At 55.5% G+C, this 26,803-nt stretch carries 21 protein-coding genes; 11 read left to right on the top strand and 10 right to left on the bottom strand.

The genetic code is table 11. The annotated features are described in order from the left end of the window. Positions 1–49 precede the first annotated feature (49 nt). Positions 50–1,159: a hypothetical protein gene (locus tag NSU18_RS30195; RefSeq protein WP_341018013.1), complete on the bottom strand. Its 1,110-nt coding sequence runs from the start codon at positions 1,157–1,159 to the stop codon at positions 50–52. A 203-nt stretch (positions 1,160–1,362) separates the two neighbouring features. On the opposite strand from NSU18_RS30195, the gene NSU18_RS30190 reads away from it, so the two are divergent. From NSU18_RS30190 to NSU18_RS30160, 7 genes are all read left to right on the top strand, one after another. Next, positions 1,363–1,581 (top strand): hypothetical protein, encoded by a 219-nt coding sequence (locus tag NSU18_RS30190; RefSeq protein WP_341018011.1) that lies wholly within the window; start codon positions 1,363–1,365, stop codon positions 1,579–1,581. Between the two features lie 228 nt (positions 1,582–1,809). Next, positions 1,810–2,805: a LacI family DNA-binding transcriptional regulator gene (locus tag NSU18_RS30185; RefSeq protein ID WP_341018010.1), complete on the top strand. Its 996-nt coding sequence runs from the start codon at positions 1,810–1,812 to the stop codon at positions 2,803–2,805. A gap of 137 nt (positions 2,806–2,942) precedes the next feature. Beyond that, complete coding sequence (locus NSU18_RS30180; protein ID WP_341018009.1) at positions 2,943–4,364, top strand: tagaturonate reductase; 1,422 nt, start codon at positions 2,943–2,945, stop codon at positions 4,362–4,364. A gap of 63 nt (positions 4,365–4,427) precedes the next feature. Continuing rightward, positions 4,428–5,915: a UxaA family hydrolase gene (locus NSU18_RS30175; RefSeq protein ID WP_341018008.1), complete on the top strand. Its 1,488-nt coding sequence runs from the start codon at positions 4,428–4,430 to the stop codon at positions 5,913–5,915. Positions 5,916–5,960: 45 nt separating this feature from the next. Then, positions 5,961–7,382, top strand: coding sequence for a glucuronate isomerase (uxaC, locus tag NSU18_RS30170; RefSeq protein WP_341018007.1), 1,422 nt, complete (start codon positions 5,961–5,963; stop codon positions 7,380–7,382). A 16-nt stretch (positions 7,383–7,398) separates the two neighbouring features. After that, on the top strand, positions 7,399–8,085 hold the full coding sequence (locus NSU18_RS30165; protein WP_341150824.1) for a rhamnogalacturonan acetylesterase: 687 nt from the start codon (positions 7,399–7,401) through the stop codon (positions 8,083–8,085). Positions 8,086–8,299: 214 nt separating this feature from the next. Then, entirely contained in the window at positions 8,300–9,142 is an 843-nt protein-coding gene (locus NSU18_RS30160; protein WP_341150823.1) for a sugar phosphate isomerase/epimerase family protein, read from the top strand. 1,035 nt (positions 9,143–10,177) lie between these two features. Here the strand turns inward: NSU18_RS30160 and fucU are convergent. From fucU to NSU18_RS30140, 4 genes are all read right to left on the bottom strand, one after another. After that, positions 10,178–10,618 carry an L-fucose mutarotase gene (fucU, locus tag NSU18_RS30155; protein WP_341150822.1) on the bottom strand — a complete coding sequence of 147 codons (441 nt, stop codon included), beginning with the start codon at positions 10,616–10,618 and terminating at the stop codon, positions 10,178–10,180. A 25-nt stretch (positions 10,619–10,643) separates the two neighbouring features. After that, positions 10,644–11,294, bottom strand: a complete 651-nt coding sequence (locus tag NSU18_RS30150) for a class II aldolase/adducin family protein (RefSeq protein ID WP_341150821.1) — start codon at positions 11,292–11,294, stop codon at positions 10,644–10,646. A 257-nt stretch (positions 11,295–11,551) separates the two neighbouring features. Then, positions 11,552–13,132 carry a rhamnulokinase gene (locus NSU18_RS30145; protein ID WP_341150820.1) on the bottom strand — a complete coding sequence of 527 codons (1,581 nt, stop codon included), beginning with the start codon at positions 13,130–13,132 and terminating at the stop codon, positions 11,552–11,554. A gap of 24 nt (positions 13,133–13,156) precedes the next feature. Beyond that, positions 13,157–14,923 carry an L-fucose isomerase gene (locus NSU18_RS30140; protein WP_341017999.1) on the bottom strand — a complete coding sequence of 589 codons (1,767 nt, stop codon included), beginning with the start codon at positions 14,921–14,923 and terminating at the stop codon, positions 13,157–13,159. Positions 14,924–15,245: 322 nt separating this feature from the next. Between NSU18_RS30140 and NSU18_RS30135 the strand changes: the two genes are divergently transcribed. Next, positions 15,246–16,019: a DeoR/GlpR family DNA-binding transcription regulator gene (locus tag NSU18_RS30135; RefSeq protein ID WP_341017998.1), complete on the top strand. Its 774-nt coding sequence runs from the start codon at positions 15,246–15,248 to the stop codon at positions 16,017–16,019. A 3-nt stretch (positions 16,020–16,022) separates the two neighbouring features. On the opposite strand, the gene NSU18_RS30130 is transcribed toward NSU18_RS30135, so the two are convergent. Beyond that, positions 16,023–16,862: an MBL fold metallo-hydrolase gene (locus tag NSU18_RS30130; protein WP_341017997.1), complete on the bottom strand. Its 840-nt coding sequence runs from the start codon at positions 16,860–16,862 to the stop codon at positions 16,023–16,025. Between the two features lie 193 nt (positions 16,863–17,055). Between NSU18_RS30130 and NSU18_RS30125 the strand changes: the two genes are divergently transcribed. Further along, entirely contained in the window at positions 17,056–18,993 is a 1,938-nt protein-coding gene (locus NSU18_RS30125; protein WP_341150819.1) for an NAD(+) synthase, read from the top strand. Between the two features lie 84 nt (positions 18,994–19,077). On the opposite strand, the gene NSU18_RS30120 is transcribed toward NSU18_RS30125, so the two are convergent. The 3 genes from NSU18_RS30120 to NSU18_RS30110 all read right to left on the bottom strand — a co-directional run bounded on the left by NSU18_RS30120 (position 19,078) and on the right by NSU18_RS30110 (position 21,208). Then, positions 19,078–19,512, bottom strand: coding sequence for a GreA/GreB family elongation factor (locus NSU18_RS30120; protein ID WP_341017994.1), 435 nt, complete (start codon positions 19,510–19,512; stop codon positions 19,078–19,080). 174 nt (positions 19,513–19,686) lie between these two features. Beyond that, on the bottom strand, positions 19,687–20,619 hold the full coding sequence (locus NSU18_RS30115) for a methyltransferase domain-containing protein (protein WP_341150818.1): 933 nt from the start codon (positions 20,617–20,619) through the stop codon (positions 19,687–19,689). A 187-nt stretch (positions 20,620–20,806) separates the two neighbouring features. Beyond that, complete coding sequence (locus NSU18_RS30110; RefSeq protein WP_341017992.1) at positions 20,807–21,208, bottom strand: Rrf2 family transcriptional regulator; 402 nt, start codon at positions 21,206–21,208, stop codon at positions 20,807–20,809. A 235-nt stretch (positions 21,209–21,443) separates the two neighbouring features. On the opposite strand from NSU18_RS30110, the gene NSU18_RS30105 reads away from it, so the two are divergent. Beyond that, positions 21,444–21,884: a hypothetical protein gene (locus NSU18_RS30105; protein WP_341150817.1), complete on the top strand. Its 441-nt coding sequence runs from the start codon at positions 21,444–21,446 to the stop codon at positions 21,882–21,884. A gap of 25 nt (positions 21,885–21,909) precedes the next feature. Here NSU18_RS30105 and NSU18_RS30100 read toward each other — a convergent pair whose 3' ends face one another. Beyond that, positions 21,910–24,582, bottom strand: a complete 2,673-nt coding sequence (locus NSU18_RS30100) for a glycoside hydrolase family 78 protein (RefSeq protein ID WP_341150816.1) — start codon at positions 24,580–24,582, stop codon at positions 21,910–21,912. Positions 24,583–24,721: 139 nt separating this feature from the next. Here NSU18_RS30100 and NSU18_RS30095 point away from each other — a divergent pair, with 139 nt between their 5' ends. Continuing rightward, positions 24,722–26,467: an ABC-F family ATP-binding cassette domain-containing protein gene (locus NSU18_RS30095; protein ID WP_341150815.1), complete on the top strand. Its 1,746-nt coding sequence runs from the start codon at positions 24,722–24,724 to the stop codon at positions 26,465–26,467. Positions 26,468–26,803 lie beyond the last annotated feature (336 nt).

Below are 26,803 nucleotides of genomic sequence, written 5' to 3'. Positions count from 1 at the left end.
GCCGGAACATCCGCTTTGTTTGGGTATGAATACTTGTACGATCTCCGCCTTATAACTCAGGCTCAAGCAGTAGTAGGGTATCGGCAACAGCCCGCCCATTCACAAGCAGCACAATCGTATGCGCACCGGGATAGTGCTTGCGTGTAGTCAGGTTGGCCCAGCGGTGGGTCCGGGTACCGGAGAGTCTGGTGCCGCCGGGCACGGTTTTGTCGGATAACAGAAACAGCTTGCGAGAGGTCTTGCCGCCGGCCTTGACGAAGTCGATTCCGTATTCAATACGGATGCGTACCGGACCGCCCTCCCGGATCATCAGAGCGTATTGCAGCTCACACTGTTCCCCGATCCGCAGTACGGGCGGCTCAGCCGCCAACACAGCCGTGCTGACCAGCGGGGCGCCGCTCTCCTCCGGTGCATATCCGAACAGCTCCATGATCTCGGGATCGGCCTTGCGGATCAGTGAGCGGCAGCCATGCCGCACAATCCAGTTCGTATTCGCGTCACTGCCCAACCAGCGGCGGGCGGTGGCTATGACGATATCGGGGTGATCCTTTGCGATATCGTTCAGGCTGTTGGCTACACTTTTGCGCACATAGAGTGACGGGTCAGCCTTCAGCTTCTCCAGCAGCGGCAATAGCGGAGACGGGTCACGCTTGAACACCGGCAGCGCCTGGCCCCAGGGCAGACGGGGACGGCTTCCCTCGCTGGCGAGCCGCCGCACATGCTCCCCCGGATGCTCCGCCCAGATCAGCATCTGCTCCATCATCCGCTGCGGATCACGCAGCAGGAACGGCCTGACGGCGAATTCGGCCGAGGACCCCGGGGTGAACCGCTCCAGCGCCTCCATCGACAGCTCCCAGTGCTCCTCACTTCCGCCATACACCTCCACGAAATCCGGGAAGATCAGATACGGGAAGCCGACACAGTCCTTATCTATCGCATACAATATCTTCAGCGCTTCCTCATAGGCCGGGGGCAGGCAGCTGCCCAGCGTCTCTGTAATCCGCCGCATCCGTGCCTTCAGCTCCAGCTCCTCCCACGGCTCCCTCATCGCCTCCGCCATGAAGCGGCCCTGCTCGAACGAACCGTAGACGGCTTTAATTTTCATTCCCAGGCTGTGCAGGAATTCTTGGTTGTACATTGCTTTCAGGGGTTCGGCCATTCTTGAATTCCTCCTGCTGATGTAATTGGAGTCTCTTATGATGAGAGCATACCATATGAACCGGACATCCCTGTGTCAACTTTCAACTGGATATATATACACCAAGTATAGCCTATGTTCAAATCCGGCAGCCTGTCGTACAATAAGATTTAAGTTTTTTCCGCTGACGATGAATTTATATTCCGATGAAAGGACTGGGACTTTTGCCACAGACACTTGTTAAAAACATTGATTTTTTCGTAGCCGCACTGTCACAGACCTTCGTATCCGCCCTCCAGCTTGACCCTGACGGAATGTACTCCCAGGTAGGCAGCGGAGTCGTTGAGAAATTCTCTGAGGAGTATGTCCGGCTGAAAAGATTCGACGGCACTACCTCGCATTACGCCCGCGACATTACGAAATTCCAGCACAATCATGCCTGAGAAGACTTCGGGGTTTATCATCCAGAGGAAAACCGGCAGGGGAGAAGCAGCGTTTGCCTGTGATCCTCCCTCCCTCTTCAAACGCAGACCCTGGGCCCTGATCCGGGTCTATTTTTGCGTTTATTTTTCACAAAATATTAACGTGTGCATTTCAAGAAACTATTGACTTGACGCTGCTGGAGAACTAAACTGAAATCGTTAACAATTCCATGTACCCGGGGAGAACCTATGATTACCATCAAAGATATTGCCCGTGTTGCCGGTGTGTCCCATACTACCGTATCGAGGGCGCTGAACGGCAACCCGCTGATCAAGAAGGCCACCCGGGATAAGATTGAACGGATCGCCGCCGAAATGAATTATGTGCCGAATTACAGCGCCAAGAGCCTGGTCACCAAGAGATCGTTCATCATCGGCCTGTTCTTCTCCAGTATTGAGCAGGGGACTTCCTCAAGCTTCCTGGTGGATGCGATCAAAGGCATTACGCATAGCCTCGATGAGAACTATAATCTGACGGTGAACGGGATCGACGGTGTCCAGCATTTCAGCAATATTCAGCCGCAGCGCTTCGACGGCATTCTGGTCATGAGCCAGAGCGATGAAGACAATGCCTTCATCTATCATGTGAAGAAGATGGGCATTCCGCTAGTGGTGCTGAACCGCCAGCTGGAGGACCCGGGCATCATGAACGTGGTGGCCAATGACCGCGAAGGCGTGAAGGAAGCGATTGACTATGCTGTGCAGCAGGGTCATCGCAAGCTGGCTATTATTGAAGGAAAGCCCGGCTTCAAGTCCTCAAGCGAACGCAAGCAAGGCTTTCTGGACAGTCTGATTGCAAGCCGGCTTCCGCTGAATCCCGATTATTTTACCGCAGGAGATTATAGTATTGAGAGTGGATATGCCGCGATGAGCAAGCTGCTTAGCCTGGAGGACCGGCCTACGGCTGTGTTCTGCTCCAATGATGATATGGCGATTGGCGCCATGAATGCCTGTTATGCCCACAAGGTCCGGGTGCCGGAGCAGATCTCACTGATCGGCTTCGATGATATGATGTTCGCCCGCTATACGAATCCTGCCCTGACCACCGTCCGCAAGCCGATTGCCGAGATCAGTGAGCTTGGCATTACCATGCTGATCCAGCTGCTTCAGCAGCCGGAGACCCCGCCACAGCAGCTGTTTGTTAAGACTTCGCTGGTGGTACGGGATACGGTGGCCGCAGAATAACTCTACCAGAACCCCAGCCGCTATTTTCTGCAGATACGGAGCCTTCCTGGAGAAGTGAAGGCATTCCGTATCCTGCTTAAAATAAAATGTTAACGTGTGCAATTTATCACTGTATTCTAAAGGAGATCATGACCACTATGACAAACCGTTTATCCAGAAGCACTCACCCGGGGCTAACCGTCCATCCTGAACGGATGATCCAGTTCGGCGAAGGCAACTTCATGCGTGCATTCGTAGACTGGCAGCTGCAGCAAATGAACGATCAGGGTCTGTTCAACGGAAGCGCTGTCCTCATTCAGCCCATTGCGCAGGGCCCCGGAGGAGTAGCCGATCTGATGGCCGCTCAAGACAACCTCTATACCGTGCTGCTTAACGGCATCATGGACAACGAGACCGTCAATTCCCGCGAAATTATCAGCTCGGTCAGCCGGGTGATTAACCCATATACCGATTATGAAGCTTATCTCGCGCTCGCCGGGAATGATGATCTGGAGTTCATTACCTCCAATACTACAGAAGCCGGCATTGCCTATCTTCCAGGCGACCGCGCAGACGATGCTCCCCCTAAGAGCTTCCCGGGCAAGCTGACTGCGCTGCTCCACCGCCGCTTCGAGCTTGGCAAGAAAGGCTTCGTCATCATCCCTTGCGAGCTGATTGACCGTAACGGCGAGAAGTTGCAGGAGATCGTAGAACGTTATGCGGCCGACTGGAACCTTGGCGCAGAATTCCTGCAATGGCTGAAGTCCGAGAACACCTTCTGCTGCAGTCTGGTCGACCGGATTGTTCCTGGTTATCCGCGTGACCAGGCTGCTGCCCTGGAAGCTGAGCTCGGCTATCTCGATAACGTGATGGTAACCGCAGAACCGTTCCTCTTCTGGGTTATTGAAGGGCCGGAGTCTCTGGCAGAGCGCCTGCCGCTGGCTAAGGCCGGACTGAATGTCGTGGTGACACCGGATATGACGCCTTACCGCGAACGCAAGGTTCATCTGCTGAACGGACCGCATACTGCTATGGTTCCTCTGGGCCTGCTCGCCGGTCTTGAGACGGTTGAAGACGTCATGAACGACGGTACCTTCTCCCGTTTCGTGAAGCAGTTGATTGAAGAGGAGCTGATCCCGATGCTGGATCTGCCTGCTGAGCAGCTCTTGTCCTACGCTGATGCCGTACAGGAGCGCTTCCGCAATCCGTTCATCCGCCATGAGCTGACCTCCATCTCGCTTAACAGCATTTCCAAATTCAAGGCCCGCCTGCTCCCGGTCCTGCTTCGCTACCAGCAGGAACGCGGCAAGCTTCCGGAGCGGATGACTCTCGCCTTCGCCGCCCTGCTGCTCAGCTACCGCGGAGACCGTATTCCCCGGCAGGACGGCGCAGAGGTACTGGCGGTGTTCGATCAGGCCTGGAGCCAGCCGGCCAGCTTCGTGAACACTATTCTTGCCGACACCAGCCTGTGGGGACAGGATCTGACCCGGCTGCCGGGACTGGCTGATGCGGTTGCCGCCCACTTGCAGCAGCTGGAGCGTGAAGATTCCCGCGCAGCATTACAGGAGCTCGTCGGCTGAAGCCGCGAGCTTGTACGAAGAAGTTCAGGGAAGCGCAGCTTACAAACTTTTAGGAGGGCCAACATGAAGAACTTAATGAAAATGAACCCGAGAGATACGGTAGCTGTAGCCTTGCGGCCGATTGCTGCCGGAGAAGAACTGACGATAGACGGACTGACAGTTCAGGCCGCCCAGGACATACCGCAGGGCCATAAGATTGCCCTGACTGATTTCAGCAGCGAAGACATCATTACCAAATACGGGTCCCCGATCGGTCATGCCACGGCACCAATTGCCGCAGGCGACTGGATTCATACGCATAACATCAAAACCAATCTGTCCGGCGAGGAAGAATACGAGTATGTGCCGGATGTCCATCCGGTAATCTATCCGCGCCGTGATCTGACCTTCCAGGGATACCGGCGGAGTAACGGCAAGGTGGGCATCCGTAATGATCTGTTCATTATTCCGACTGTGGGCTGTGTGAACGGCGTGGCTGAGCAGATGCTTCAGGAGTTCAAGGCTGAGCATCCCGATCTTGGCGGATTCGACAACCTGACCGTGCTGAAGCATCCTTACGGCTGCTCCCAGCTGGGCGATGACCACCGCATGACCCGCAGCATTCTGCTGGATGCCGTTAATCATCCCAATGCAGGCGGTGTACTCGTCTTCGGCCTGGGCTGCGAGAACAATATCGTCTCCGAGTTCCGCAGCATGCTGGGCGATTATGACGAATCCCGGGTTAAATTCCTGGTAGCCCAGGAGGTAGGCAATGAGCTGGAAGCAGGTCTTGTACTGCTGGAGGAGCTGTATGAAGCCGCTGCGAACGACGTTCGTGAGCCGGTTCCGCTCAGCGAGCTGAACATCGGGCTGAAATGCGGCGGATCTGACGGGTTCTCCGGCATCACAGCCAACCCGCTGCTGGGCGCATTCTCCGACTTCATTATCTCCCAGGGCGGAACCTCAGTGCTGACGGAAGTGCCGGAAATGTTCGGTGCAGAGAAGGTACTGATGGCCCGCGCAGAGAGCAAGGAGGTCTATGATGATATCGTCTCGCTGATCAATAACTTCAAGCAGTATTTCCTCTCTTACGGTGAGCCTGTCTATGAGAACCCTTCTCCGGGCAACAAGGCCGGCGGCATCAGCACGCTGGAGGACAAATCACTCGGCTGCACCCAGAAGGCCGGATCGTCACCGGTGGTGGATGTATTGCAGTATGGCGTGAAGCTGCGCAAAAAAGGGCTGAGCCTTTTGCAGGCTCCTGGTAACGATCTGGTCGCCGCCTCCGCGCTTGCCGCTTCAGATTGCCAGCTTGTGCTGTTCACAACGGGCCGCGGCACGCCGTTCGGCAGCTTTGTGCCAACGGTTAAGATAGCAACGAACAACGACCTTTTTGCCAAAAAAGGCCACTGGATGGACTTCAACGCCGGTCCCCTGCTGGAAACGCCGATGGCCGATGTGCTGGAGGAATTCATCACCTATATTATCGATGTCGCCAGCGGCCGGAAAACACGGAATGAGCAGAATGAAGTGCGTGAGCTGGCTATTTTCAAAACTGGCGTTACCTTGTAGAACTTATTCTATTTATCCTAATCCATTCAAAGGGAGATCCTATTCATGTTCCTAAACGAGGACTTCATGTTGTCCGGCGAAACAGCACGGCTACTCTTTCATAATCACGCCAAAACCATGCCCATAATCGATTACCACTGCCATCTGGACCCGCGCGAAATCTATGAGGACCAGCCATTTGAGAATCTGACCGCAGCCTGGCTGTACGGCGATCATTACAAATGGCGGCTGATGCGCGCGAACGGCGTGCCTGAATCGCATATTACCGGTGACGCCTCTGATTATGATAAATTTCTGGCCTGGGCACGTACGCTGCCTAAGGCAGTAGGCAACCCTCTGTACAGCTGGACGCATCTGGAGCTCCGCCGTTTCTTCGGGGTAGAAGAGATGTTGAATGAAGCCACGGCGCCAGCCATCTGGGAGAAGGTCAACCGTAAGCTGGCTGAACCGGGCTTCACCCGGCGCGGACTGATCCGCAGCAGCGGTGTCAAAGTGATCTGCACCACCGATGATCCCGCAGATTCCCTGGAGTACCACAAGCTGCTGAGTGAGAGTGAGACCGCCTTCCAGGTGTTTCCGACCTTCCGTCCTGACAAGGCGCTGAACATCGATGCTGAAGGCTTCGCCGCCTGGACCCTTAAGCTGGAGTCGGCCTCCGGCCTGCCGGTCAAGAGCTATGCCGGGCTGCTGGATGCCCTGCGTAACCGGGTTGCCTTCTTCCACGAGCAGGGCTGCCGCCTGTCGGACCATGCGCTGGATGTCCTGCGTTATGAAGCGGTTGAAGCTGGAGCGGTTGAAGCTATTTTTGCCAAAAGAATGCAGGGAGCTGCGCTGTCGCTGGAGGAAATCACCCGCTACCGCACTGAGCTGCTGACCGCGCTGATCGGCTTCTATCACGATAAAGACTGGACCATGCAGCTTCACCTGCATGCTTACCGCAATAATAACACGCCGATGTTCCAGCGGCTTGGACCGGATACCGGTTATGACGGCATCAACGATCTGCCGCTGACCACAGCGCTGTCGCAGCTGCTTGACCGGGCCGAGAGCGGCAGCGGCTTGCCGAAGACAATCCTCTACTCGCTGAATCCCGGCGATTACCCTGCCCTGCTGGCTCTGCTGGGCTGTTACCAGAAGGACACCCCCGGCAAGCTCCAGCTTGGCTCCGGCTGGTGGTATAACGATACCCGCAGCGGCATGCGCCAGCAGCTGACCCTGCTGGCCGAAGGCAGCCTGCTCGGCAACTTCGTCGGCATGCTGACTGATTCACGCAGCTTCCTCTCTTATACCCGGCATGAATATTTCCGCCGCGTACTGTGCGGGCTGCTCGGTGAACTCGCCGAACGCGGGGAAGCACCGGATGACCTAGAGGTTCTCGGAGCCATGGTCCGGGATATCTCCTATAATAATGCTGCCGGGTATTTCGGGTTCCAGACGGCCGGCAGCGTAGCCGGGGTCACCGTCTAATGGAGGCATGCTGAAGATGCCGACAATCTATATCGCCGGAGACTCTACCGCTGCCCAGAAGGGCGGCGGGGAATGGCCGATGGCCGGATGGGGCGAATACCTGCAGCAGTATGTCAGCCGGAAGGTGCGGATTGAGAACCGGGCCATCAACGGACGGAGCACACGCTCCTTCCTGGCTGAGGGCAGACTGGCAGACATGGAGCGGGATTTTCTCCCCGGAGACTTCCTCCTGATCCAGTTCGGCCATAATGACCAGAAGCTGGAGGACCCTCTCCGTTATACAGAACCGCATACCGATTACCGCGAGAATCTGAAGGTATTCATCGATTCCGCCCGCAGCCGGGACTGCTTCCCTGTGCTGCTGACATCGGTCAGCCGCCGCCGGTTCACCCCGGACGGTGAACCTGATCCGCTGGCCGTCGGACTTTATCCGCAGGTCATGCGGGAGGTTGGCGTGGAGACCGGAACGCCTTTGCTCGATGTTTTTGCCGCCTCCCAGCAGCTCTACCGCAGGCTGGGAACCGAAGCATCAGCCGGGCTGTTCATGCACCTGCCGCCGGGTGCCCGCCCCAACTACCCGGATGGCATTACGGATGACACGCATTTCTCCAGATCCGGGGCGCAGCAGATCGCAGCGCTGGTAGCCGAAGCGCTCGCACAGTGTGCGGAGCTGAAGCTGCTGCACCCGTATTTGCGGGTGTAGCTGGGGGATGCGGGGGAGTGTGCCGCACGTATTAGGCTGTGCATTGGAATGTGGCACTCGCTACTGCTGCAAACGTATCGAATAGCTTCATTCTTTGGCCAGTATAACCGGGCCGCCTGTATCCTTAAAGGACACAGGCGGCCTTCTTGGCGGGAACCTGCCCTGCCGCGTTCCATGCAAACTCTTGTCCCAGAATATAAAGGAGGTTAACCCTATGACCGTTCCATTTCACCTGGGCGTCCGCGCCCATGACTTCAAGCAGTGTCCGCTGCCGCAATTAATCGATAAGCTGAAGGAGCATGGCTTCCCGGCGATTCAGCTCGCGCTGCATAAGTCTTTTCCGGAGAGTGTGACCGAGCTTGGCGCACTTAGTCCGGGTACTGCTGCGTACTATGGCGATGCCTTCAGACAAGCCGGTATCAAGATTGCTGTCCTTGGCTGTTATGTGAACATTATTGATGCTGACCCTGCCAAGCGCGATCAGGCGCTGAGCGACTTCAATACTCATCTGCGGCTGGCCCGAGACTTCGGCGCGAGTCTGGTAGGTACGGAGACCGGCAGCGTAGGCCAAGGATATACACCGGATAATTTCACGGAGGAGGCTTTTGAACGAGTGGTTGAGTCCGTTAGTGCCATGGTTGCTGAGGCCGAGCGGTTCGGAGTAACTGTAGGCATTGAGGCAGGCGTCAACCACCCGCTCTACACAGCGCAGCTAGCCCGGCGTCTGCTGGATACTGTGCCGTCCAATAACCTGCAAATTATATTGGATGCTGCGAATCTGATGACTCCGGAGAATTATCTTCAGCAGGAGCAGATTGTGGCAGAAGCGCTGGAGCTGCTGGGCAACCGGATCGCGGTCCTGCATCTGAAGGATTTCACGGTTAAGAACGGCACCATCGACATCGTTCCTGCCGGACAAGGGATGCTGAACTTCGCCCCGCTGCTCCGCTACATGAAATATAAGCGCCCGCATATCCAGGGCCTGCTGGAGAGCACTCCTGAGGAACATCTCCAGGCCAGTGCGCAATTCCTGCGGAACATGTATAACGAAGTTTAACAAAAGTGGTCTGCGGATGGAACTTGGGGGGCTGGGTAAGAGATGCTCAATAATGGATGTTGGATGAGAGACAATTAATGATGAATAAAAGATAATGAATGAAAGATAATGAATGAAAGATAAGGGATGAGGTAAGGACTTATACGGTCTACACAGCTTGTCTCACTAACAATGTCTTACCCATCCGCCTACTTTCGGGCTTTCGGCGAAATTAGGTGAATTCAGGGTATTAGTGCTCTTCATTTGCTCCCACTGGGCTGCATCCGATTTACGCACCTTCATGACTGCTCAAAGTATTCGGTTTTTCGAATACATTTGCTCTACGTGCCCTCATAACTGCGAAATGTATTCAGTTTTTCACACACATTTGCTCCATGTGTCTCACTTCCGGATGGCGTATTCGGTATTTCGCATACATTTGCTCCACCTGCCTCACCGCTACTCACTGTGTTCGGTTTTTCACACACATTTGGTTCACGCACCTTGGCGTCAGTACATTGCTTCCCAACTCTGTACTCCCTCTATCCACGACAGACGGAGATTATATTTACGCTACAGTACAGAAGTGCCACCTATCGGCGCATGGGGTACTTTTGCCGCATTCGTGTGTGGATTTCTGTGCTACAGTGTACAGGGGACAGAAACATATGCGTATGAGTTATAGAGTAATAAAGCAATAGACTAATAGACTTATAGCCTAATACCCTACAAACTAACACCAATAATCATGCACAAACTGCAGCTTCTCCCCCAACATATACACTCCATAGCTAGTATTGTTGTACAAAAAGCAGGATTTCTCCTTTACCAAAGCAGACTAGCCTGCACATTCCTGCATTTCCTGCAACAATCCTCAGGCAGGCCCTGGTTTCGGGGGTGCCAGGTTGCATAATCTGCAACATTTGAGGGTATACGCTCTATATGAGCGCTCCTCTAAATGACTGTCTTCCAAACGAGCGGTCCACTAAGCTGCGCGCTATAGGCATAGCAATAAGACCGCCCATAGTTAACCGGGCGGTCCATTGCTTGTTGCTGCTATTCCCCGGCCTCGGGAGAAATCACACCTTTTTTGAGAATAATATTCCCGTAGAGCGCTTCTTCTCCTGTAATTAGAATGGCATAGCTGTGCTTGGAGCGGTCATAGAAATCAAAACGTTCTTCATACTCCACCTGCACCGCAGGATCATGCCGGGTGAGAATCTCCTTGTACGTGTCCCATATCACCGGAACGGTGGATTCCCCCTCCACTACGGCCATGAAGGCTGCCTGAGCCGGAGCATAATGATCCAGTGGAAGCAGCTCCAGGATCGCATCAAGCAGCCGGGGGATGCCGATCCCGTCAGCCCGCAGCACCCGGGAATGCAGCGCATGTCCCGGATAATTGGCATCTGCCAGCACCAGCTCATCCCCGTGGCCCATCTCCATCAGGGTGCGGACGAGCTCGGGGGAGAGCAGTTTGGGTATTTTTTTGAGCATAAACATGTCTCCTCACTCAGCTTCATTACATCCCATAGAATGATCTCAGCGCTACCAGCTCCTCAATCCGGTGCGGCGGCAGCTCGCGCTCTCCCCCGATCATGCGGGTCAGGAAGGTCAGCTTCGCCGTATACTCAAGCCGCTCCATATTCATATAAGCAGCCATTACGTCCTTGCCCCAGGTCAGGGCCCCGTGACTCTCCAGCAGCACAGCGCTCTTCTTGCCCAGGAAGGGAGTCAGCGAATCCGGGATCTCTTCGGTCGAAGGCGTCCCGTATACCGCCAGTGGAATGTCCCCCATGGCAATGACGGATTCCGGCATCATCATTTTGTCCAGCGCTTCGCCTTTGATGGCAAAAGCGGTAGCATACGGCGGATGTGCATGAACCACCCCGCCCATCTCCGGGAGCTTATTGTAGATCTTCAGGTGCATCTTCACTTCCGTCGACGGCCGGTAGCCCTCCGCTGCATCCAGGATTTCTCCCTGCAGATTGACTTTGACCAGCATATGCGGCTGCAGATAGCCTTTGCTGACTCCTGTTGGCGAAGTAATGACCTCGGTGGCCGACAGGCGGGCTGAGATATTACCGTCGTTGGCCGCGATGAAGTCTTTGTTGAACAGATTCCGGCCGATATCACAGATTAGGCGCCGTAGTTCTTCTTCATGATTATTCATAATTGCCTCCTTGATTGCTGCTTGATAAATTGAACTAATGATTTTTAGGTTTTAGGATTAACCGTGACTCCAGAGAAGTTTTGGACTTCCGGCCGCTGCCCTTCTGCAGATTTCTTAATTTTATACCGTTGTTAACGGTTGAAATCCGCAGACAAAGGCGGACGCTACCGCTCCTCCAGTTCCAAAATTCCCCTCCGCCACTTTTCCTTTAACTTGAATTTTTAGTTCAATCTATATAGATTGCTGGTTGAAGCTTGTCAGTTCTGATGTATTAAAAACGGCTGGTACCGCACGGTTGAGCAGGACCGGGCTGCCACGCTGCGGACCTCTGCGGGATCAACAACTCCAAGCGCTGTCAATTGCACCAAAAGGTTGCCAATCGCGCTCGCTTCTACCGGTCCGGCAATAACGTCTTTGCCGGTGGCATCCGCCGTCAGCTGGCACAGCAGCTTGTTCTGAATGCCGCCGCCGACCATGTGAATGCAGCGTACCGGACGGCCGGTGAGGATCTCCAGCTCGCGGATCGTATCCGCGTATGACCGGGCCAGACTCTCCAGTATTGAGCGGATAATCTCCGCCCGGGTCTGCGGCACCGGCTGCCCGGTGCGGATGCAGTAGGATTCGATCCGCAGCGGCATATCGCCCGGTGTGCTGAAGAGCGGATCGTTCGGGTCCAGCTCTGCTATGCACGCACTTGACCGGTCCAGCTGCCCGGCGTGTTCGGCAGCTTCCTGATGGCTGAGCGGTTCCCCCGCTTCAGCCCAGCTCCGCTGGGTCTCCTGGAGCAGCCAGAGGCCGGTGATATTCTTCAGCAGCCGGTTCGTGCCCCCGAAGCAGCACTCGTTAGTGAAGCCGCTGGCCCGGGCGGCATCGCTTAATACAGGCTCGGCCGTCTCCAGGCCGACCAGCGACCAGGTTCCGCAGCTGATGAATGCAGCGGATGGCAGCGGATCGCTGAATCCGCCGATCCGGGCTGGACCGGCGAAGCCAGGATCAGCGCAACCAGAATCGGTATTGCTGGCCTGAGCGCTGCTAGAGCCGAAGCCGCCGTAAGGAATGGACGCCACGGCGGAAGCCGTATCATGCGAAGCTCCGGCGATGATCTGGAGCGGGCCGCTGCCCAGCTCTTGCTGGAGCTCGGGCCGGAGTTCACCCAGCACCGTGCCTGCCGGAACCAGCCGGGGCAGCAGCGCAGCTGGCAGCTCCAGCCTGCGCAGCACTTCGGCTGAAGGCGCCGTGGACTGCGCGTTCAGCAGCCCGCTGGTGCTCCAGATGGTCTGCTCAGCCACTGCCACGCCGCTGAGCATATAATTGAACAGATCCGGCATCATCAGCAGCTGCCTGGCGGTTGTCCGCAGCTCCGGCTTCGCCATAAGATCGGCAAACAATTGATACACCGTATTAATCGTGCTGGACTGGTTGCCCGTCAGCTTGAATTGCTCTGCCGGAGGCAGTGCAGCCTCCAGTGCTGATGCGATATCCGCCATGCGCTGATCCCTGTAATGATGCAGAGCGTCCAGCAGCTCTCCCCGCTCATCCAGCAGGCCGTAGTCGACTCCCCAGGTATCGACGCTTAGCGAGTGCAGCGGGCTATACTGTGCCGCAGCCGCTGCAATCCCTTGCTTAATCTCCTCAAGCAGCCGCTGTACATCCCAGTGCAAATGTCCGTTCACCTCTACCGGCCCGTTAGGGAAGCGGTGAATCTCTTCCACCGTCACCTTCCCGTTGCTGTAGCTTCCCAGCATCACTCTGCCGGAGCTGGCTCCCAGATCAATGGCCAGCAGCCGGATTCCTTCGTTACTGTTGACCTCCACAGCACTCGTCTGTGCCTCTGTCATCTTCCCACCTCTTCACCTGAGGGATTAGTAGAGCGGGCCAAAGTTGCGGCAGGCTCTGTAATCGGCACTCTCCAGATTCTCGGTGCCGAACAGCGACCAGACGCGCGGACGGAAAATCCGCGCTTCCTCCACGTTATGCATACTGACCGGAATCCGCAGGATCGAGGCCAGCGTAATGAGATCCGCGCCAATATGCCCGTAGCTGATCGCCCCGTGATTGGCGCCCCAATTGTTCATCACATCATAGACAGACTGGAAGGAGCCATGTCCGGTCAGCTTCGGAGCGAACCAGGTTGTCGGCCAGGTAGGGTCAGTGCGCTGGTCGAGCGTATCATGAACCTCTCCCGGGAGTTCAACAGTGTAGCCCTCTACCAGCTGGAGTACAGGTCCCAGACCCTTGACCAAATTGAGCCGTGCCATGGTGACCGGCATGCCGCCCCGGGTCAGATAGTCCGTGGAGAAGCCGCCTCCCCGGAAATATTCCTGGGAAGCCGGGCGGAACTGGGTCTGCGCGATACAGGCAGCCGCCTCTTCATCCGTGATATCCCAGAACGGCTTAATTGCCGGCTTGCCGTCAATACTCTGCTCGCCGGTGCCGTCCAGCGCTGCCGAGCCGGAATTGATCAGATGCAGCAGACCACCTGCTGCCGCTCCCTCCAGCTCATACCCGGTCACCCGCTTCACGGCAGCCGGACTCCAGAAGGTGCGGACATCGGCAAAAATCTGCGCTGTATTCGTCAGCAGATAATTGAACAGCATCGTCACCCCGTTCAGGCTGTCATTCTCGGTGGCGACGATATAAGGCGCCCGTCTGCCGTTCCAGTCGAACGAGGAGTTCAGAATCGTCTCCATGAAGTCGCCGTTCGGGAAATGGTCGGTCCACTGCCGCTGGCCCTGGAAGCCGCCCAGCAGGGCATTGTGACCATTCGCTTCTTCTTCGAAGCCAAGCTTCGCAAGCTGCGGATTGCCGGTCATGAGATCACGGGCAATCAGCGTCATTTTGACCACCGTCTCCCACTGCTCTTCCTTAACCTCTTCACTCAGCTGCAGATGCTGCGGGTTATTATCCGCCCCCACACGGCAGTTGTCCTTCACCCAGGCCAGCGCCCGCGCGAACTCCTCGGGATCATAGATCCCTTCCTCAAATCGGCGTACAAATTCAGACATATCGATATATTCATTGCGCATGCCGAGATATTCCTGGAAGAACTGTTCGTTCACAATGGAGCCGGCGATTCCCATCGACACGGAGCCCATCGACAGATAGGACTTGCCCTTCATCAAAGCGGCCGCCAGCGCGGACCTCGCGAACTGCAGCAGCTTCACCTGAACATCCGCCGGGATTTCCTCGCTGCTGGATTCCTGGACATCCTCTCCGTAGATACCGAAGGCCGGAATGCCTTTTTGCGCATAAGCAGACAGAACTGCCGCCAGATACACTGCGCCGGGGCGCTCCGTTCCGTTGAATCCCCATACCGCATGCGGGATGGCCGCATCCATGTCCATCGTTTCCGAGCCATAGCACCAGCACGGGGTGACTGTAATCGATACGCCTACCCCTGCACCCGCGAACTTCTGCGCCGCCGCAGCAGCCTCCTTCACGCCGCCAATCGTAGAATCGGCAATGATACACTCCACCTGTGAACCATCCGGATATCTTAGATTCTCCTGCAAAAATGCCGCCACGCGCTGCGCCATGCCCATCGTCTGTGCCTCCAGCGATTCGCGCACCCCGCGTCTTCTGCCATCAATCGTCGGCCGGATTCCAATCTTCGGATAATTTGCTGTCACTGCTGTTCCTCCCCGGAATCGTAAGTTGATAGTATGAGAACATTACACTGGAGCTATGGCTCCGATTAGTAAGCGCTACCAAATACAGCCTCTGCGGTCTGCACATTTTTGTCTTCCTTCGCCGACTAATCCATTTCTTCTACATCATAGAATCACTCACCTGCAAAGTCAACACTATTCCACACTTTAAATTTGGTTATTGTGTGGTTTTGTGTGATATAATTGCAGTAAACTGTGGAATTGTTTGTTTTTGTGGGATTTATGTTATACAGCAGATTATAGTAAACTGTACATAACTACATAACGTAAGGGTGGGCATGCTATGAAGGCTTTTGAACGGCGGGATCTGGTCATTAATGAGCTCTACAGGCATAAGAAGGTTCACGTGGCGGATCTGGCGCAGAAATTCGGTGTATCGGAGGAGACGATCCGGCGCGATCTTGACCGGCTGGACAAGGAGGGCATTGCCAAGAAGAATTACGGCGGGGCGATTCTGAACGCTCACACCAACGAGGACCCCTCCTACTCGCACAGGCATCAGGTCAACATTGAAGCGAAGCGGATGATTGCGGCAAGTCTGCTGGAGCTGATTAATGACGGGGACAGCGTGATGACGGACACCAGCACTACGGCTTTTGAAGGCTTGCGGAGAATTGTGGAGGACAAAAAAAATCTGACCATCATCACCAATTCCCTGGCGGTATTGTCAGAATTCCAGCATTCCGGGCAAAAGCTTATCTCCACGGGGGGCCTGCTCGGGCCGGAGACCAGCTCTTTCGTCGGGCCTACGGCCTCGCAGACCATTCTGAAATATAATGTGGATGTAGCGATTTTCAGCTGCAAGGCACTCTCCATGACCGGCGGACTCTGCGATTCCAACGAAGCGGAGACCGAGCTTAAGGTGCTGATGCAGCGGCAGGCGAGCAAGGTGGTCCTTCTGGCTGACCATTCCAAATTCGACCGGATCGCCTTCATCCGGCTGTTCAGCTTCGACAAGGTCGATTATATCGTCACCGATCAGCGGCCGTCTGAGGAATGGATCGAGTTCCTTGCCAAATATCAGGTTTCCCTGCTCTACCCTGCTGACTCGCATTAGGTCTTAACCTTCACGCTTAAAAGCCTGCGCCGACACATACACGAACCGTTCCGCTCTGGCCATCATATGGAACTTCTGCTCCGGAAAGTGGCGGTACAGGTGATCTACGAAATAGCCCGGATTCTCGGCATTGCCGGCGAACAGGTCATAATGCAGCGGTACCACGGTCTCAAAGCCTGAGGTCGCCGCGAACTCCACCGCTTCCCGGTAATTCATATTGCCGACGATATTGCGGCTGCCCCGGTAATAATCGCGTCCGTTAATCGGCAGCAGCGCCAGATCGATCTTGCGGCTGCCAACCTCCTCAATCAGCTCAGGGAACAGCACGGTATCCCCGGCATGATAGAGTGTCACCCCGTTCAGCTCCAGAATGTAGCCCACATACTTAGGATGACCCTGTTCATCGCGTTCAAGCTGTTCGTGCGCCGCTGCAACGGGAATCACCTTCAGCCCGCTGGCAGGCTCTGCTGCACTGGCAGGCAAGGCAGCGGTGAGCTGCTCCTTGCGGATGCCCAGCTCTTGCAGACGCTCCAGGCAGACCGCCGGAGCCATGAACTGCGCCTGCGGATTCAGTCCGGCAAGCACGGGGAGCGCCTCCTCATCCAGATGATCTGAATGGTCATGGGTAATCAGGCAGACCTCCATATTTGTAATTTCACCAGGCCCCACCGGCGGCGGGAAAGTCCGGTCCGGGTTCGGGGATACATAAGGATCAATGTAGACGGTCACCCCCGCCCCCTTGACAATAACGCTGGCTTGTCCGAGGAACCAGACCGCCAGGCAGCCGTAAGGCACCTCGGTGCTGCGGATTTCTTCGATCAGTTCTTGTCCTGCTAATGGCATAATGGGTTGCTCCCTTCCTCTTCTATATCTCATTCATCATAGCTAACTGTTACATCCCTGTTTAGTTTATACCCGCGGGAAGGCAAATGGAAGCGCTTGTGATAATCCCTGCTTGTTACCGGTGCCCATTGATGGGTACAATTAATAGATAGCTTACTTCAACTACAGGACGTGTAAAGGACAGGTGAAATGAATGCAGAATTACGGATTCGCAAGAGTCGCCGCCGCTTCCCCGGAACTCCGGGTGGCTGACTGCGTATTCAATGCAGACCAGATTATTGAAGCGATCAATACAGCCAGCGCTCAGGAGGTGGAGTACCTGGTACTCCCGGAGCTGTGCATCACCGGCTACAGCTGTGCGGATCTGTTCCTCCAGCCCCGGCTGCTGGAATCCGCGATGCAGGCACTGCTGCGGATTACGGCTGCAACGGCGGAGCACCAGATGATTGTTATTGCCGGCCTGCCGGTCTCCATCAAGAGCAGGCTGTTTAACTGTGCCGCTGTCCTCCAGGAGGGCCGGATTCTCGGGATTGTGGTCAAGACCTGCATTCCCGGCTACAGCGAATTCTACGAGCCGCGCTGGTTCGCGGGAGCCGAGGAACTGGAGGTGTCTGAGCTGCGGATCGGCGGATCGGCGGTGCCGGTGGGCAATGATCTGATTTTTGCTTGTGAGAGTGACGGTAATCTGTCGTTCGGTGTGGAGATCTGTGAGGATCTCTGGGTACCTGTGCCGCCAAGCAGCCTGCTGGCCCAGGCCGGGGCCACGCTGCTGTTCAACCCTTCGGCCAGCAACGAGCTGGTCGGCAAGGCCGATTACCGCCGCCAGCTGGTCGGCGGCCAGTCCGCCTCCTGTGTCGCCGGTTATGTCTATGCCAGCTGCAACACGGGCGAATCGACAACAGACGTTGTCTTCGGCGGACATTCGCTGATCGCGGAGAACGGCCAGCTGCTGGCCGAATCGGAACGCTTCACCCATGAGAGCCGGATGATTACCGCCGACATTGACCTTCCGCGGCTGCAGTATTCCCGCACCGTGATGGGCACGTTCCGGGCAGGCAAGGGCGGACGCAACTACCGTGAGATTCTCTATGCCGCGCCGCTTGGCAGCGGCACCCGGCGGGAGCTGAGACGGAACGTAGGCGTCAACCCGTTCGTGCCGGGCAATCCGCTCCAGCGGGACGAACGCTGCCAGGAGATTCTCTCGATCCAGACCTCTGGCCTGATGAAGCGTATCCGCCACATCGGTACCAAGCAGGCTGTGATCGGCATCTCCGGCGGCCTCGACTCTACGCTCGCGCTGCTGGTTGCTGTGCGGGCCATGGAGCTGCTCGGACGTCCGGCCAGCGATGTGCTGGCAGTCACGATGCCGGGCTTCGGCACAACCAACCGCACCTATGATAATGCGGTTGGCTTGATCAAGGCGCTCGGCGCCACGATGAAGGTCGTTGATATCAAGGCGGCCTGCCTCCAGCACTTCGCGGACATCGGCCACGACCCCGAGGTGCATGACCTGACTTACGAGAACGTACAAGCCCGTGAGCGTACCCAGATTCTGATGGACCTCGCCAACAAGAACGGCGGGATTGTCATCGGCACAGGCGACCTGTCCGAGCTGGCGCTGGGCTGGTGTACCTATAACGGCGACCATATGTCGATGTACAGCGTGAATTCGGGTATTCCGAAGACGTTGATCCAGTATGTTGTCGCCTGGTATGCGGACCATGAAGCCGACGAGACGGTGAACAAGTACCTCCACAGCATTATCGAGACCGGAATCAGCCCTGAGCTGCTGCCGCCTTCGGCCACCGGAGAGATTGTCCAGCTGACCGAGAATATCCTGGGGCCTTACATTGTGCATGATTTCTTTCTCTATTACATGCTGCGTACTGGCGCTTCTCCCGGCAAAATGCTCTATCTCGCCCAGCACGCCTTCGGCGGTGCTTATCCCAAGGAGCAGCTAACCGCCTGGCTGAAGGTGTTCGTCACCCGCTTCTTCACCCAGCAGTTCAAGCGCTCCTGCCTGCCGGACGGACCAAAGGTCGGCACGGTCAGCCTCTCGCCGCGCGGCGACTGGCGCATGCCAAGCGATGCTTCTGCCGCGCTCTGGCTGCAGGAGATCGAAGAATTGTAACTCCCGGCCGCAAACAGGGCCGAAGGCAAAGAGGCGTCCCCCATCATCGCAGGATGATCAGGGACGCCTCTTTTTTGTAAGCAATCAGCTTCTCTCGTACCTATTATCAAGAATTAAGACCTCATCGCTGCCGAACGGGGTCTGAATCGTTACCGTCTCGCCCGGACACGCCAGAATCAGCCCTCTGCCCATAGGCGACCAGAGTGAAATGCAGAATTCATCCAGCTCAGCTTCACCAGGAATTACAATCCGGTACGTATCCTTCAGCGTCTCCTGGCCGATCCGCAGCGACACCCGGGAACCGACCAGCACCATAGAACGCTCAAGGGCATCGTTGTCACCGGACAGAATCCGCTCCACCGTCTCCTGATAGCTCTTGATCATCGCCTGTACCTCTGCCCGCTCAGCCGGAGACTCCCATGTTCCCCTGTCCAGAATGGAGAATTTATGCTCATCGAGATAGACCAGCTGCTGCACCAGCTCCTCGCGTAAGGAAACAGTTCTGAGACTATGGCTCATAGTAGATTTCACCTACCTTCTTCATCAGGTCATGCTCGAAAATACGCTTGTTCCTGCTCATAGCCCTCAGTCCTCCTAATATAAGAAAATAGGTCCCGCGCAGGGACCTATTCTCTATGATAGCATCTTTCCTAGGAAAGACAATCTCATGTCCAGGGGATGGCGCGCTCCGGTTCAACGCTTCACAGGATCGGCAGATTTCCCGGATGTTCCGGCAGCGGCCCGGCTGTACATATTCAGGTCCTGGAGCTTAATCAGCACTTTGCCGAACCGTCCGCCTTGGCAGACAATGACTTGCTGCTGCGGGTAGGCCGTGTGCAAATAGTCCGTTACTACTTTGCGGGCAGCCTCTCCCCCGTCCAGATGATGCAGCGGCAGCATCTCCATCACCTCAGCGGCGGCTGCTTCCAGTGACAGCTCCTTGCTTTTCGCTTCGCGGGTAATGATGGTCTCATAGGAATAGCCCTTCAAATATAATAATTGAGTCAGATAAGCCATATCCGAGGACTCCGCATGAACCTCTCTGCCTGTCAGCAACGGCAGTACTTCATTCATCAGACTATGCTCCTGCACACCTGCCGAGGTGCTGATATAGCAGTATTGCTTGGCACAGCTGATCACCTTCTCCGCACTCTCCCAGTCGAACACCGCCGGACACATGGACACGAAGACCAGATCGAAGGCATTCAGCCAGCCGCGTGCAGCAATGTCGATATTCTCGAAGGCTTCATGCACCAGCTCCACCTGTCCGGGGGCTGCTCCGGCAGTGTTCTTCAGGAACAGCTCCGCTAAGGGAACATTAGGCTCTACTGCTGTAACCTTGGCCCCCCGCTCGATAAAAGGAACCGTGAATCCGCCCGAAGCCGCCCCCACATCGAGAACAGTCAACCCGTTAAAATCCACGCCCTGGCCTTCCATCCAGCCGATAATCCGCTCGCTCCGGTCCCGCCCGGCACTGCTGAAGACCTCTTCATTGAACACATCGGCTTTATGATCGAAGCTCGTGTGCGGGTTCATGCCCATCGCCTTGAACTTGTTAGCCATTGCCTTGGGATCTTCCTTCCAGGCCTTCTCCCATACGCTTGCATCGAATAATCCGTTATTCATTAATCATTCATCCTCTCCTGGTTGTATTCATCGCACTATAATTACAGCTAAGATTCTACAGACTTAACAGACTTTGAATATCTATAATACCCGCTAATTTGCAACGGCTATACCGCCCCTTGAAGGGACGGTATCCGTTACAGCGGGAAATAGCAGCACACAGAACGACACAGCATGGTGCCAGAGCTTATTGACAGGCCAGCATCTTCCCGGCAAGCTCGGACATCATTTTGTTACGCAGATAATCCTCCATCTGCCCTTCGGCCTTGACCATCTCCTGCTGAATCAGACACTCACTCGGATGGTCCAGGGAGCAGTCGAACAGCGACGCTGTGCCTTCAATGGCATGGATGATATCCAGGAACGAGATTTCGTCCCCCTTGCGCCGCAGACGATACCCGCCATTGGCCCCGGATGCGGATTCGATAAGCCCGGCCTTCACCAGCTTGGTCAGAATCTTCGACAAATACGTTGGCGATACATTCTGCCGCTCGGCAAGCTGCTGCACGCCCATTGGTTTATCGGGAGTGTGCGCCACCAGGAACAGCATCGTATGCAGGGCGTAGTTCGTTGCTTTGGAGTATTTCATGTCTTATTCCACCTTACATGAGGACTATATATTGACCATAAATTTGGACCAATATATGGAAAATAAATATAGACTACGTCCGTAATTACAGACTTTATTTATCTATGATAGCCCTTATGCGGGGGGAATGCAAGGGGTTGGGGAATGGGATGCGGAAAAGATGGAAGGAAGAATTACAAGTGAACACGGCTTTGTTGTCCTTTAAGCAGCCAACCAACGTCTGCACCGCCCCATTGTGCTCGGTTTTCCGCATACATTCGGCCCGCGCATCCTCACTCGGCACATTGTATTCGGTTTTTCGAATACGTTTGGCTCGCACATCCTCATTTTGCGCAATGTAATCGGTTTTTCGATTACATTCGGCCCGCACAGTAGCATCCAGCGCAATGTGATCGGTTTTTCGATTACATCTGGCCCGCACAGTACCATCCAGCGCAATGTGATCGGTTTTTCGATTGCATTCGGCCCGCACAGTATCATCCAGCGCAATGTGATCGGTTTTTCGATTACATCTGGCCCGCACAGTAGCATCCAGCGCAATGTAATCGGTTTTCCGATTACATCTGGCCCGCGCACCCTTGCACCGGCACAATGTGTGTTCGCACTTTCCAGCACAACAAAAAAACAGAGCCCCCTACTCCCGAAGGCTCTGCATCGCAGCATGATCAGTGGCTGAAATAGCCCCGTCTGCTACACTTCCCTTACTTCCGCAAAGGGTACTGGAATCTGTATTCCCCGGAGCCGAGTGTAACCTTCACCGCCTGTGCCAGCTGCTCAGCGGAATGAATGCCGGGGATCTGCTCAAGCTGCTGCCCAGCCGCTATTCCTGTCTCCGACACTTCAGCCAGCAAGGCGTCAGGCAACAGCACCGTAGCCGAGGTATTCGGGGGAACCACGGCGGTCAGTCCAATTATCCCGGAGTCTATTGTCCATTCGGAACGGATCGTCCCGTACATGGATTCCAGAGTGGCGGCAGCCGAGGTGAGTCCGCCTCCCGGATGCGGCTGGATCAGGAACTGCTTGTAGCCCGGCTCCTCCTCTGTCTGCTCGATCCCGGCCACATAGCGGTACAGGAAATCACCAATCGCTCCATAAGCATAATGATTAAACGAATTCATCGACGCGCTCCAAAAGCTTCCGTCCTCCTTCATTCCATCCCAGTGCTCCCAGATCGTAGTTGCGCCGCGGGTAATCGGGTACAGCCAGGATGGATAGTCCGTCTGGAGCAGCAGCTTGTAAGCAGCCTCGTAGTGTCCCGCATCCGCCAGCACCAGATTTAAGTAAGGCGTGCCGACGAAGCCTGTCGTAAGGTGATACCCGCTCGCTTCCAGCAGCCGGATAAGTCCCGCTACGGTGCGGTCTTTTGCACTCCCCTCCACTAGTCCGAACATTAACGCCAGCACACAGGCTGTTTGGGTTGCCGGACCTTCCTCCCCCGCTGGCAGGATATACGTTTGGTTGAATGCTTCCTTGACCCGTTGATGAAGCTGCGAGTACTTCTCCACATCGCCGGTCCGGCCCAGCACCTTCGCCGTTTTTGCCATCAGCTGGACCGAATAAGCATAGAAGGCCGTTGCGATATAGTTCCGGTCCGTAGCACCCACATGACTGTCTGCTTTGGCATCCAGACCCAGCCAATCTCCGAAGTGAACGCCGGTATTCCATAGGAACTCATCTGTTCCCTGGCGGCGGATATACTCCACCCAGTCCTGCATGCTGCTGTACTGCTGCTCCAGAATCCGCTTATCGCCGTAACACTGGTATATCGTCCACGGACAGATAACCGCCGCATCGCCCCACGCCGCAGAGGAATGCGCCTCCTCCCCCAATATATGCGGAATCACGTAGGGAACTCCTCCATCCTCCCGCTGATCAGCAGACAGATCCCTCAGCCATTTGCTGAAAAAGGGTGCCACATTCATCAGATACGCGGCCGTGCGGATGAACATCTGAGCGTCCCCGGTCCACCCGAGCCGTTCATCCCGTTGCGGGCAGTCGGTTGGCACATCGACGAAATTCCCTTTTTGCCCCCATAGGATGTTGTGCTGGAGCTGATTCAATAGTGCATTGGAGCAGGTAAAAGTGCCGGTCGGCTCCGTATCCGAATGCAGCACCACGCCTGTGAAGTCCTGCAGATCCAGCGGGTCCGGGAAGCCGATCAGCTGGACATAACGGAAGCCCTGGAAGGTAAAATGCGGCTGGAAGCTCTCCCTGCCCCCGCCACGGGCGGTATAAGCAACGGTCTGCCTGGCCGTCCGGAGGTTATCGGTATATACATTTCCCTGCTGATCCAGCACCTCGAAATGCCGCAGCTGATATTCCTGACCCGCCGCGCCATCTACGGTGAACCGCAGCCAGCCGACCATATTCTGCCCCATATCGAGCACCGTCTCCCCTGCCGGGGTGCGGATGAGGTCCACAGGAACCAATTCCTGGACTGCCCGGACCGGATCATTCTCCTGCGCGAGCAGAATATTCTTGGCATGCGGAAGAATCTCCGCCGGTGTCCAGAGCGTGTCGTCATACCCCGGCAGGCTGAAGCCGTGCTGCGCCAAGCGGGCGTCATAGGTCTCGCCATGATACAGCTCCGACATGAGGAGGGGGCCGGGCGAAATTGTCCACTGCGGGCCAGTTCCTATGATCTGCTCCGTGCCGTCCTCATACGTAAGATGAAGCTGCATCAGCAGCGCTGTCCGGCTGCCATAGATATGCTTCCTGTGCTCCCAGCCGAGATTCCCTTTGTACCAGCCGTTCCCGAGCCAGGCACCCGCCGCATTGTCTCCAAGGACAAGCAGCGGGGTCACATCATACGTCTGGTATTGCAGACGCTGGCTGTAACTGGTCCACCCGGGATTGAGATAAGTATCGCCCACCCGCACGCCGTTTAGCTCCAGCTCATACAGCCCGAGACTGGTCACATAGATTCTGGCGCGGGCGACTGGCCGGTCCACCTGGAAGCTGCCGCGCAGCAGCGGGCTTTGCTCAGCCTCTTCCGCAAGGCAGGCCAAGGGAGCCGTAATCCATTCTGCGGTCCACTCCTCCGGCGAGAGCAGCCCCATCTCCCACCAGGCCGCTTCGGACCACTCCGTGGGACGATGGTGCTGATCCCATATTTTCACCCGGTAATAATAGCGCGTCCTGGACTGCAGCTGCAGCTCCTTCAGCTCAATGTGCAGGGAGTCCCCGGACTCCACTCTGCCCGAATCCCACCACACGCTCCCGAAATCCTCCGTGCCTGCCACCTGTAATTGATATGCCTGCTGCCTCACATCCCGCTCATCTGCTCTCACCTGCCAGCTGATTCTTGGCCTCGCAATATCCAGCCCCAGCGGATTCTCCTTATACTCCACACGTAATTGCCCAACTGCGATCATGAATTCCACTCCGTCCTATTCTAAGATTGGCCTTATACATAGGAAACGCATTCCATTCCAATTATAGAACCCCCGATTGCCCGTGTAACCTGTATAATAGGGAAGAGTTACTATTCCAGCTACACAGAAAGGTAGTCCTATGATTAAAGTTCAACACCTGTCCTTCTCCTTCCCGCAAAAAGAGCTCTACACTGACATTTCGTTTACGCTCGAAGAGGCGCAGCATTGCGCTTTTATCGGAACCAGCGGCAGCGGAAAAAGCACCCTGATCGACATCCTGATGGACCGGGACAGATATTTGTTCGACGGCAGCATTGAGATGGAGCCTGATTTCAGCATCGGGTATGTCAGCCAGTTTGCCAAGCCGGACCTGTCTGCCGACATCACCGTGTTTGAATATATAGCCGGACCCTTCATTAAGCTACAGGAGGAAATACAGCTCATCTGCACAGAGATGGAGACCTCGGCGGATATTGAGCCGCTGCTGGAGAAGTATCAACTGGCTCTGGACGCTTTTGAGGCCTTGGGCGGAGAGGATTACGAGAGCCTCATTCACAAAAAGCTGAATCTGGCTGATCTCATGAAGCGCAGAGACCTCAAGGTATCCGAGCTGAGCGGCGGGGAATTCAAGCTCGTTCAGGTCATGAAGGAAATTCTGAACCGTCCTGACTTCCTGATTATGGATGAGCCGGATGTATTTCTGGACTTCGAGAACCTGAATGCGCTCCGGCAGCTGATTAACTCGCATAAGGGAATTCTGCTGGTGGTTACGCACAACCGTTATCTGCTTAACCATTGTTTTAACAAGATTATTCATCTGGAAAATAAGGAGCTTCAAGAGTTTGACGGCCGCTATCTGGAATACAACCTCTCCCTGCTACAGACCAAAATAGAGCTGCAGGAGCTGGCCCTCGCCGAACAGGAAGAGATTGAGCGCAACGATGTGATCATCGACAACCTACGTGCGATCGCCACGTATAATTCAGAAGCCTCCAGAGGGAGAGCGCTGAAAGCGAGAGTGAAGTTTCAAGAGAGACTGGAAGCCCGCAGAATCAAAGCGCCGTTCGTGGACATTAAGCAGCCGCAGATTCATTTGGGAATGGTGCATGAGCCGCAGGACGACGACGCGCCTGTGGTGACAGTCCAGGAGTACCGGGCGGCCTTCGATGAACTGCTGCTGGACAAGGTTAGCTTCGAGATGAAGGCTGGTGATAAAGTCGCCCTGATCGGTCCGAACGGTACCGGCAAAACAACCCTGCTGCGCGATATCGCGCGGGGCCAGCACGACTCTATAACCCTGAGCCCGGAGGCTACGGTAGCTTATCTGTCCCAGCTTCAAGGCGAAGTGCTGACAGATTCGAACACCCTGCTCGAAGAATTCATCGAGGCCGGAATGGCTACGTATGATGAGATCCGCTCCCATCTGGCAGACTACGGCTTTGAAGGCGAGATCGTGAACCAGAGAATAGAAGCCCTGTCCGGCGGCGAAAAAAATCTGCTCCAGCTGGCCAAGGTATCTGCCCTGAAAGCCAATGTCCTGCTGCTCGATGAGCCGACCAGCCATCTGGACACCTACACGCAAATCGCGCTGGACCAAGCCATCCAGGAGTACAAGGGCGCGATTCTTATGATCTCGCATGACTTCTATTCCGTGGTCAACGGGATGGACTATGTCCTGATTATTGACAATAAGACAATCCGCAAGATGACGATCAAGAAATTCAAGAAGATGATCTATGCCCGGCATTTCGATAAAGATTATCTGGAGCTGGAGCAGAAGAAGAAAGCAGCCGAGACCCGGGTAGAACTGGCGCTGAAGGATAACAATTTCGAGCTTGCCAAAAGTCTGGTTGCCCACCTGGAAGAGCTGATTAAGCTGATGTAAGTATGCGGGAACCGTGGTATATTAGAACACCTGGCCCCAGCAATTATATGCTGTTTTCCGCATATATTAGGGCTGTGCGCCTGCGCGCTAGCAAATGTGTGTTGTTTTCCGCATACATTCAGGCCACACCCCTGCTCGCTAGCACAATCTATGCTGTTTTCCGCATACATTCGGGCTGTGCGCCTGAGCGCTAGCAAATGTGTGTTGTTTTCCGCATACATTCAGACCACACCCCTGCGCGCTAGCACAATCTATGCTGTTTTCCGCATACATTCGGACTGTGCGCCTGTACGCTAGCAAATGTGTGTTGTTTTCCGCATACATTCAGACCACACG

The organism is Paenibacillus sp. FSL H8-0048 (assembly GCF_038002825.1).
Lineage (GTDB): Bacteria > Bacillota > Bacilli > Paenibacillales > Paenibacillaceae > Paenibacillus_AQ.
This window is presented reverse-complemented; position numbering and strand designations above follow the sequence as displayed.

Excerpts from the sequence above, each read along its gene's own strand:
- NSU18_RS30195 (WP_341018013.1), bottom strand. The coding sequence starts at position 1,159 with ATGGCCGAACCCCTGAAAGCAATGTACAACCAAGAATTCCTGCACAGC.
- NSU18_RS30115 (WP_341150818.1), bottom strand. The coding sequence starts at position 20,619 with ATGAATAACGGATTATTCGATGCAAGCGTATGGGAGAAGGCCTGGAAG.
- NSU18_RS30110 (WP_341017992.1), bottom strand. The coding sequence starts at position 21,208 with ATGAAATACTCCAAAGCAACGAACTACGCCCTGCATACGATGCTGTTC.
- uxaC (WP_341018007.1), top strand. The coding sequence starts at position 5,961 with ATGTTCCTAAACGAGGACTTCATGTTGTCCGGCGAAACAGCACGGCTA.
- NSU18_RS30175 (WP_341018008.1), top strand. The coding sequence starts at position 4,428 with ATGAAGAACTTAATGAAAATGAACCCGAGAGATACGGTAGCTGTAGCC.
- NSU18_RS30165 (WP_341150824.1), top strand. The coding sequence starts at position 7,399 with ATGCCGACAATCTATATCGCCGGAGACTCTACCGCTGCCCAGAAGGGC.
- fucU (WP_341150822.1), bottom strand. The coding sequence starts at position 10,618 with ATGCTCAAAAAAATACCCAAACTGCTCTCCCCCGAGCTCGTCCGCACC.
- NSU18_RS30145 (WP_341150820.1), bottom strand. The coding sequence starts at position 13,132 with ATGACAGAGGCACAGACGAGTGCTGTGGAGGTCAACAGTAACGAAGGA.
- NSU18_RS30095 (WP_341150815.1), top strand. The coding sequence starts at position 24,722 with ATGATTAAAGTTCAACACCTGTCCTTCTCCTTCCCGCAAAAAGAGCTC.
- NSU18_RS30130 (WP_341017997.1), bottom strand. The coding sequence starts at position 16,862 with ATGCCATTAGCAGGACAAGAACTGATCGAAGAAATCCGCAGCACCGAG.
- NSU18_RS30120 (WP_341017994.1), bottom strand. The coding sequence starts at position 19,512 with ATGAGCCATAGTCTCAGAACTGTTTCCTTACGCGAGGAGCTGGTGCAG.
- NSU18_RS30160 (WP_341150823.1), top strand. The coding sequence starts at position 8,300 with ATGACCGTTCCATTTCACCTGGGCGTCCGCGCCCATGACTTCAAGCAG.
- NSU18_RS30125 (WP_341150819.1), top strand. The coding sequence starts at position 17,056 with ATGCAGAATTACGGATTCGCAAGAGTCGCCGCCGCTTCCCCGGAACTC.
- NSU18_RS30185 (WP_341018010.1), top strand. The coding sequence starts at position 1,810 with ATGATTACCATCAAAGATATTGCCCGTGTTGCCGGTGTGTCCCATACT.
- NSU18_RS30135 (WP_341017998.1), top strand. The coding sequence starts at position 15,246 with ATGAAGGCTTTTGAACGGCGGGATCTGGTCATTAATGAGCTCTACAGG.
- NSU18_RS30150 (WP_341150821.1), bottom strand. The coding sequence starts at position 11,294 with ATGAATAATCATGAAGAAGAACTACGGCGCCTAATCTGTGATATCGGC.
- NSU18_RS30100 (WP_341150816.1), bottom strand. The coding sequence starts at position 24,582 with ATGATCGCAGTTGGGCAATTACGTGTGGAGTATAAGGAGAATCCGCTG.
- NSU18_RS30180 (WP_341018009.1), top strand. The coding sequence starts at position 2,943 with ATGACAAACCGTTTATCCAGAAGCACTCACCCGGGGCTAACCGTCCAT.